This window comes from Trinickia mobilis, assembly GCF_017315705.1.
Taxonomy (GTDB): Bacteria; Pseudomonadota; Gammaproteobacteria; order Burkholderiales; family Burkholderiaceae; genus Trinickia_A; species Trinickia_A mobilis.
Window position 1 is genome coordinate 1 of sequence record NZ_JAFLRF010000084.1, and the last position, 6,773, is coordinate 6,773.

At 58.4% G+C, this 6,773-nt stretch carries 5 protein-coding genes and 1 pseudogene; all 6 read right to left on the bottom strand.

The window, feature by feature from the left end; all coding sequences use genetic code 11:
• Positions 1-585: 585 nt before the first annotated feature.
• The 6 genes and pseudogenes from J3489_RS36645 to J3489_RS36670 all read right to left on the bottom strand — a co-directional run bounded on the left by J3489_RS36645 (position 586) and on the right by J3489_RS36670 (position 6,287).
• Positions 586-2,235, bottom strand: a complete 1,650-nt coding sequence (locus J3489_RS36645; RefSeq protein ID WP_207005682.1) for a hypothetical protein — start codon at positions 2,233-2,235, stop codon at positions 586-588.
• A gap of 331 nt (positions 2,236-2,566) precedes the next feature.
• Entirely contained in the window at positions 2,567-3,742 is a 1,176-nt protein-coding gene (locus tag J3489_RS36650; RefSeq protein WP_207005683.1) for a hypothetical protein, read from the bottom strand.
• A 138-nt stretch (positions 3,743-3,880) separates the two neighbouring features.
• Positions 3,881-4,300: pseudogene (locus tag J3489_RS36655) on the bottom strand (IS6 family transposase); the annotation flags it as partial.
• A gap of 85 nt (positions 4,301-4,385) precedes the next feature.
• The gene (locus J3489_RS36660) at positions 4,386-4,616 is read right to left on the bottom strand and encodes a hypothetical protein (protein ID WP_207005684.1); all 231 of its coding nucleotides are present in this window, start codon (positions 4,614-4,616) and stop codon (positions 4,386-4,388) included.
• A 184-nt stretch (positions 4,617-4,800) separates the two neighbouring features.
• Positions 4,801-5,871 carry an MBL fold metallo-hydrolase gene (locus J3489_RS36665; RefSeq protein WP_207005685.1) on the bottom strand — a complete coding sequence of 357 codons (1,071 nt, stop codon included), beginning with the start codon at positions 5,869-5,871 and terminating at the stop codon, positions 4,801-4,803.
• Between the two features lie 35 nt (positions 5,872-5,906).
• A complete protein-coding gene (locus tag J3489_RS36670; protein WP_207005686.1) occupies positions 5,907-6,287 on the bottom strand; it encodes a thioredoxin domain-containing protein in 381 nt (126 codons plus the stop codon).
• Between the last annotated feature and the right edge of the window lie 486 nt (positions 6,288-6,773).

The following is a 6,773-nucleotide window of genomic DNA, read 5'->3' on the forward strand; positions in this document are numbered from 1 at the left end:
ACGAACGTCGGCTGACACGACAAACGCGCACCGACCATCAAATCTGCATTCGGTGTGCTAAAACTAGCGCTTACAGCGCAACGCTGTGCTCTCAGATGCACTGACAGCAGTCGTGGCATGGGCGAAGGAAACTCGCAAACCGATTGTCGCTGAAGATCTAGACTTCACCGCGAAGAAGAAAGCGCTGGTGCAGATGAGCCCGAAGGGAGCACGCATGCTTTCGGGCCGGTGTCGAACTGATCAGAATTGATCCGGCCTACACGTCGACCATCGGTGCCGTGAAGTACGCATCGCGACGTGGCTGGAGTGTGCATGCTGCCGCGGCGGGCGTGATCGCCCGTCGCGGGCAGAAGTTGACTGAACGTCTGCCACGCGCCGGCAAGGCTGTCCGTGTTCCGGTGCGAGGCGGTCATCACGCCCTCGAGCTACCTGCAAGGAAAAGCGGAGATTCGCGTGTGGCTGCCTGGCTCAGCGTTCATGCAGCGTACAGAGGTGCGGTGCGCGAGCATTGGCTCGCCACCCGGCGCGGCTTGTCGCGCCGGAGCGCGAAAGGCACCCACGGTGGCGGCGCCCGCGCCGCACCCCTCAGCAGGGGCGACCGTTTTCCCTGCGAAGACAAATTGCGTGAGCAGATTTGTGCACCCTCAAACTAACGGTCTCAGGGCGAATCATCACTACTTGGGTCCAATCCGATAGCGATGTGGGTGAAGTCAGGTCCGTCACTGTCGTCAGAATCGCTGGCTTGACCTGCGTTCCGTCGGGTAGCTCCGACTGGTAGTGCCGCGCTGCATATCGCCATTCGCCATCGTCGAGCGTTGCCGAATCCCAATTGCGGTACGGGACGTCAGCGACCCGTCGCAGGTCGACGAAATGATTGAAGTGGTACCGAGCAAGAATGCAGATGTCTGCAAAGAGGTAAAGGACGGGAACCTCGTTTCGAAATCTGAATATCGCATGCCATAGTTGTTCCCTTGGTGCCCAGAACGCGTGATTGACGGTCAGATTGAACCGTCGTTGACTTCCATCGCTCATCTTCGAGAAGACGCCGGTCAGTCCAGTGTCGTCGGCCAGCTCGTTGAGAAGCTGCAATCGCGCCTCGGGCAGGCGAACAACAAGGCATTGCCGCTCGGTGACGCGCTCTGCGAACGGCATCGGCAGCGCTGAGGTGTCGACCAGGTAGCAGGTTTCCCATGAAGCCGGGTCCTGCCTAATCATCTCAATAAGTGGGTTGCTTGCCGGGGACGCGAAAAGTTTGCAAGACTTGGCTGTCCGCTCTGGATTGAGACGCCGGCAGAACATGTCGTACACCTGTCGGGCAATTGCAATCCGCTCGGTTTCCTGCCGCGCGTTTATATCGAGCATGGACGCGATGATTTCGATGGCTTCGTCCGCGCTGCCAGTGCGGTTCGATACCAGTTTGCACAGCGGCTCGCTTAACCTGTGCCAGCGCCGCTCGATGTCGCGCATGGTCGCTACGTATGACCCCGCCGCGTCGTAAAAGGCGGGGATGAGACCAGCCGCCTCGACAGACTTTGCGAGAGATGGTGAGGTCGTCTGAAACCATTCGCCCAGGACCGACGTGTATACGGTCGACCAAAAGTAGGGGTGACGGCCGTCGTCCATCGCCTCGAGTGTTGACTTAAGCCAAATCTTGGCGAGCTCGAGCGGTTCGGTCGAGTTGGCAATTGGGTCGCGGAGCTGTTCGGCCTTCCTGTGCCGCGAGTAATGGTCGAACAGCGGCGTCGTGTCGACGTTCCACGCCGGCGAATCTTCGATTTCTTCGTCGCCCCATGGAATTGCGTCAATCAGCTCCAGCTTCTCCTCGACATCCGGCAGGATTGAGGCAAAGACATGGCGAAACTCGGGACTGACCGCTGAGGTCGACAATGCATTCAACAGGTCGTCGTATGTGATGCGGACGAGCCGTTGAGCCTCGCAGTCGGATTCGCGGGTGCTGTGTGCAGCAGGAAGAAAAAACCTCTGCTGCGCCTTCATGCGGAGCGCGGCATACTCATCGAGCAAGGAAACCAGGCTCTCCCGCAGGTCGCGGCCGTCAATTTCACGGAATAGTTCGGGCGAAGACTCTTTCATCATCCAAACGATGACCTCGGGAACGACGGTCACTATGCCTTCTCGGCTGAAAAGGGACCGGTCCATATCCGCGACTAGCTCGACGGCGACGGTGAGGGCAGTTTTAAGGGTTTTTTGACGGTCGGAGCCGTTATTAGTGTTCATGAGTCGAGTTCGGCGATGTTAGGCGCGATGGAGTTGCATTGAACAGTGAAGGCTGGTGTTTTAGCCATGGCTGTTAATTCGCTGAACCGTCATGCTTTGACCGTTGACTGATGCAAACGCAGAAAATTTGCGAACGCTCACCGTGCCCGCAAATCCCGAGGGGCGGCACCCTCCGGGTTTTGGAAGCTGCTAGTGCATAAAGAGTTATCTTGATTCACGCGCTATAGCTCGCCGCACGGGGCAAAAAAAGGGGCGGACAAGCACCCAGCTTAGCCGCCCCGGGCCGACCTTGGAGATACGGTTCCGCGCGGTCGTGCCACTTCGTGTTAGCTCACGACTTCGGCTGTTGAACAATGTGACACGTTTGTCGAGTGGTGCTCAGCCTGCCGTTCACCACTGTCGCCACCGAGACGAAATCCCCGTCAAGATGGACAGTCGGCAGATTTCCGAGCACGTTAGGGCAACCGCCGTCGGCGGTGTACTCCATTGCAAGTAAGGTCTGGTCAAGAATCATCCCGGTCGGCTGTGCTTTCATGATCCAGTCGGGAGCATTGATCACTAGCGACGCTAGAATTAGCAGAGCAAGGGGCGTGAAAAGCTCAACGACATCGCGTATGTACTTCCCTTGAGCAAGAGCTGGGTCGGTACTGCGGCCAAACCGCATGCGGCGCCACAGAAGGAATAGTCTATTTGTTCCGGTATTTGGCAAAAACCGGACGTAGTTGCGTGCGAAGCGGAGGAAAAGTGATGGCAGGTTGATCAACAACAGTATCAAACCGCACGCGAAGAGAAAAACAGCGATGCAGCGTACAAAGTCCAGAACGACGTACCAGGAAGAGAGCAGTCCAAGGAAGCTGGGAAAGTATTTCGCGTCGGCATGAGCAAGGAGTCGCGTCATACGTGTCGCGTCCGCAGTTCCGATTGCCACGCATGCAGCGGTAGCGACGGCATACAGTGCCTTCCCGAGTACCTTGCTCCACGACCACCTCGCGACTCTGGCTAGTATCGAGTGCGTGTGGCTCAGTGCCCCGACCGATATCGCCAATCCAATGACGGCTGTTTCGTATGTGGATGGTAACGGAGAGAGCCAGTGTTGCGACGCCAAGGCAATCCGGACAATCATATACATCATGACAGCTCCATATAGAACGGGCACCTCAGGGGGGAGCTTTCGCAAGGGGCGGAGTGCTTTCATGATTCGCATCATGCGCCGGAAAAGCGTGCGTCGAAAGGCTGGCAGGTAGCCTCGCCATTCACTGGACATTTCCCACAGAATCATGATGAACAAAGCGGCACCGAGCAGCTTGGCTCCCCAGCCGTAAGTCGCGATTTTTGAAGCGATGATCAGTCCCGCGAAGCTGACTACCACACGCGTCCTTTGATGACGCAACAACCTGAGTACTACCTCAGTCCAGCGATTCATATTTTGTTTGTTTCGATTATGTAGATGAGCAGCCTGAGCCTGGTCGTAGCAGAATACCTGAAGAACCAGCTTCGCCGTCGACACGAGTGCAACGCATACAAGAATCATCCCCCCTTGCCACACATCGCGAAAAAATCATGAAGCGTAGCGAACTGTATGAAAAGGTTGGTTTTGTCGCAGTAAGGAACGCCGAGAAAACAAGCTTGTTATGCAAAGGACTACTCATGTTGCTAGGTTGTAGAATTCATCAGCAGCGGACGGATGGGTTCGGTGAGCGCACTTCATCTCCCCTTTGGCGATCATGTGCATCAGCTCAATGCCGCCCAGAATGATACGGGCACACCGAAAATTCTTGAACCCCAGCATCGGCCGCGTGTGGCGCTTGATTGCCCGGTGATCCTGCTCGACGATGTTGTTCAGGTATTTCGCCTGACGGACCTTGACCGGTGCTTCACGTCGGGCATTGATGGCTTCGAGCGCGGCGAGATTGGCACCGCTTTTGTCGATGGTCACCGTCTCGGGAACGTCATTCTGGACGATCAATTTCTCGAAGTGGCGCTGGGCGGCAGCCTTGTCACGATGAGCCCGCAGCGGGAAATCTACCATGTTGCCGGCTTTGTCCACGGCGCGGCCCGGATACCGCGGAAAGCATCGCTGCACCCCAGGAACTCAAATCGAGCGTGCGGGACCATCTGGTCATCGCCCCGCGACCAAGCAGATGAGGGCATCAACATGACCGATCGTACGACCCGGCGAGTTCAACGACGGCCTGCTTCTCGGCCTCAAGGGAACGATGGCATAGGCCGAACTGCACTTCTTGCGCGGGCACCTCCAGGGCGGCAAGCTGAACAAGGCAGGCAAGGGTGAGTTGCACTTTCCGCTGCCTGTCGGATTGTGCTAAGACGACGATGGCCGAATCGTCCAGGATTCCGATGACGAAGTTCGCGGTGCCGTGCAACTGCCATTTCGTCTGTTTCAGGAGACCGACAACGCACACGTGGTCGTCAAGCGCTTTGCAACAGGATGGTCTGCGCTTTCACGACTGTCTGTATCGGCTTCATGTTCACGTAGTACCGTTAACCACATTTAGTAAAAAAGATCTACGGTTGTAGTACTAAGTCCACGTCGATTTGCGGAGGCTGTCAGGGGCTGTCCCACGCCACGCGCAGCCCCTCCGTCTTCCAGCGAAGCATTCCACCGGCGAGGTTGGCCACCTTGCTAAAGCCTGCTTTGGTCAGCAACACGCTAGCCTGAGCCGAGCGGACTCCCGAGCGGCACACCGCCACGACCGGCCGCTCCCGATCCAGTTCATCCAGCCTGTTCATCAGCTGCGAGAGCGGCACCAGCTTTGCGCTTGGCAGGTGACCCAGGGGAGCAATGAATTCCGGCGCTTCGCGCACGTCGACGATCTGGAAAGCCGATGCATGCTCCAGCAGTGCCATGGGCTCGATCTCCCACACGCCGCTGAAGCGCAGCGTGAGCGGCGCCCAGTCGGGCGTTTCCGCCGCCGGCGTCTCGGCGTCCGGTTTCCCGCAGCGCAGATTCGCGGGGACTGCAACGGCCATCTGTTTAGGATGCGGCAAATTCAGGTTGTTCATATAACCCGCGAAGTCACCGAGATCCACGTCGCCGCCGAGGCGCGGGTTAAAGCGTCGCTCTTCGGCCACGCTCGTAACCGTGATGCCGCGATAGTCATGCGCCGGATAAAGCAGGCAGTCGCCGGGAAGCGTCAGGATCTGGTCGCGCGCGGAGGAGAACAGTTGCTGCGGACTTCCTTCCTGGAAATCGGTGCGGCCGCAGCCGCGAATCAGCAGGCTGTCGCCGGTAAACGCCATGCTTTGATCGTCCAGAACATAGGTCAGGCAACTGTTGGTATGGCCAGGCGTCGCGCGCACGCTCAGACGGCGCTTTCCGAAGTCAACACGGTCGCCGTGCCGCAGCGGGCGATTCACCCCCTCCGCGCCGGCAGTTTCGGCGAGGGCGATCATGCTGCCACAACGTTGGCGCAAGCGCCACGCACCCGTGACATGATCAGCATGCACGTGGGTATCAAGGGTTACCTGCAGTCGCAAGCCCAACTCCTGCAGCAGCGCCAAGTCCCGCGGTACCTGCTCATACACGGGGTCGATCAGCAGCGCCTCACCGCTTTCGGTGTCGCCGAGAAGATAGGTATAGGTGGAGGATGCGGGGTCGAATAGCTGGCGAAAAATCATCGCGGACCTCTCAGTTGGAGACGATACGGCAATCCTCACAGGCCGCCGCGAGGGTTTGAAAGCCTGAGAACGATTGCTCGTCCTCTTCGTTGCTCATAGCCGATCTCGCGCTGCTTCCGGTTGACCGGCGTGACCACCTTGTATTGGTCTGTCAGTTGAATCGGACCTAGCACACGCAGGATTTCGTCGAAGTCGCGGGCGGTAGTCATGGGATAGGTCAGCATAAGCTTGACTCTCTCGTCGAGGCTGATGATGAAAACCGATCGCCCAGTGGCGTTGCTTGCCGCCGCGCGTTCCTCACCCGTGTCGCCGGCATCGGCGGGGAGCATGTTGTGGAGCTTGGCGACCGCGAGGTCGGGATCGCCGATTGTCGGGTATTTGACCGACCCTGCGCTTCTTCGATATCCGCGGCCCATCGTGCCTGGTCTTCCCCCGAATCGACCGAAAGACCGAGCAGCTTTGCATTGCACCGAGTGAACTCCGGTTCGACGATGGTTTCGCCAAACCCGCAGCCGCGCAATTCCATTCACTGGTCGTATAAGCAATCCGAATCATAATGGAGCTTGTTTGCCCTGCTCGCCCTATCGCGGTAGAACCGTCCGCGCTCCGCGCGACGTCGCGACGCGCCGGTAGATCTTCGCCGCCGAAGCGTCGGTCCGCGTTCGATTTCGCGATGGTCGGTAGAGCCTAGCGTATGTCGCGTCTTGCCGCGGCAGCGGAGATCGACCGCTCATTGACGCGGTGCTGGCTCTGCAGAGTTCATGCGGCAAGTCGAACCCATACTGGGCAAGGCGGCTGCAAGCAACCTCCGCGAGTTAATTCGGACCGTCACAGCGCTGAGCGAGATGGTCCGCATCGTGCGCTGCGACGCTCGGATTCAGTTCGCCCCCGGCCTGATCTTC

Bases quoted from the DNA above. Each gene is read 5' to 3' on its own strand.
- J3489_RS36670 (WP_207005686.1), bottom strand. From the start codon at position 6,287: ATGGGCCGCGGATATCGAAGAAGCGCAGGGTCGGTCAAATACCCGACA.
- J3489_RS36665 (WP_207005685.1), bottom strand. From the start codon at position 5,871: ATGATTTTTCGCCAGCTATTCGACCCCGCATCCTCCACCTATACCTAT.
- J3489_RS36645 (WP_207005682.1), bottom strand. From the start codon at position 2,235: ATGAACACTAATAACGGCTCCGACCGTCAAAAAACCCTTAAAACTGCC.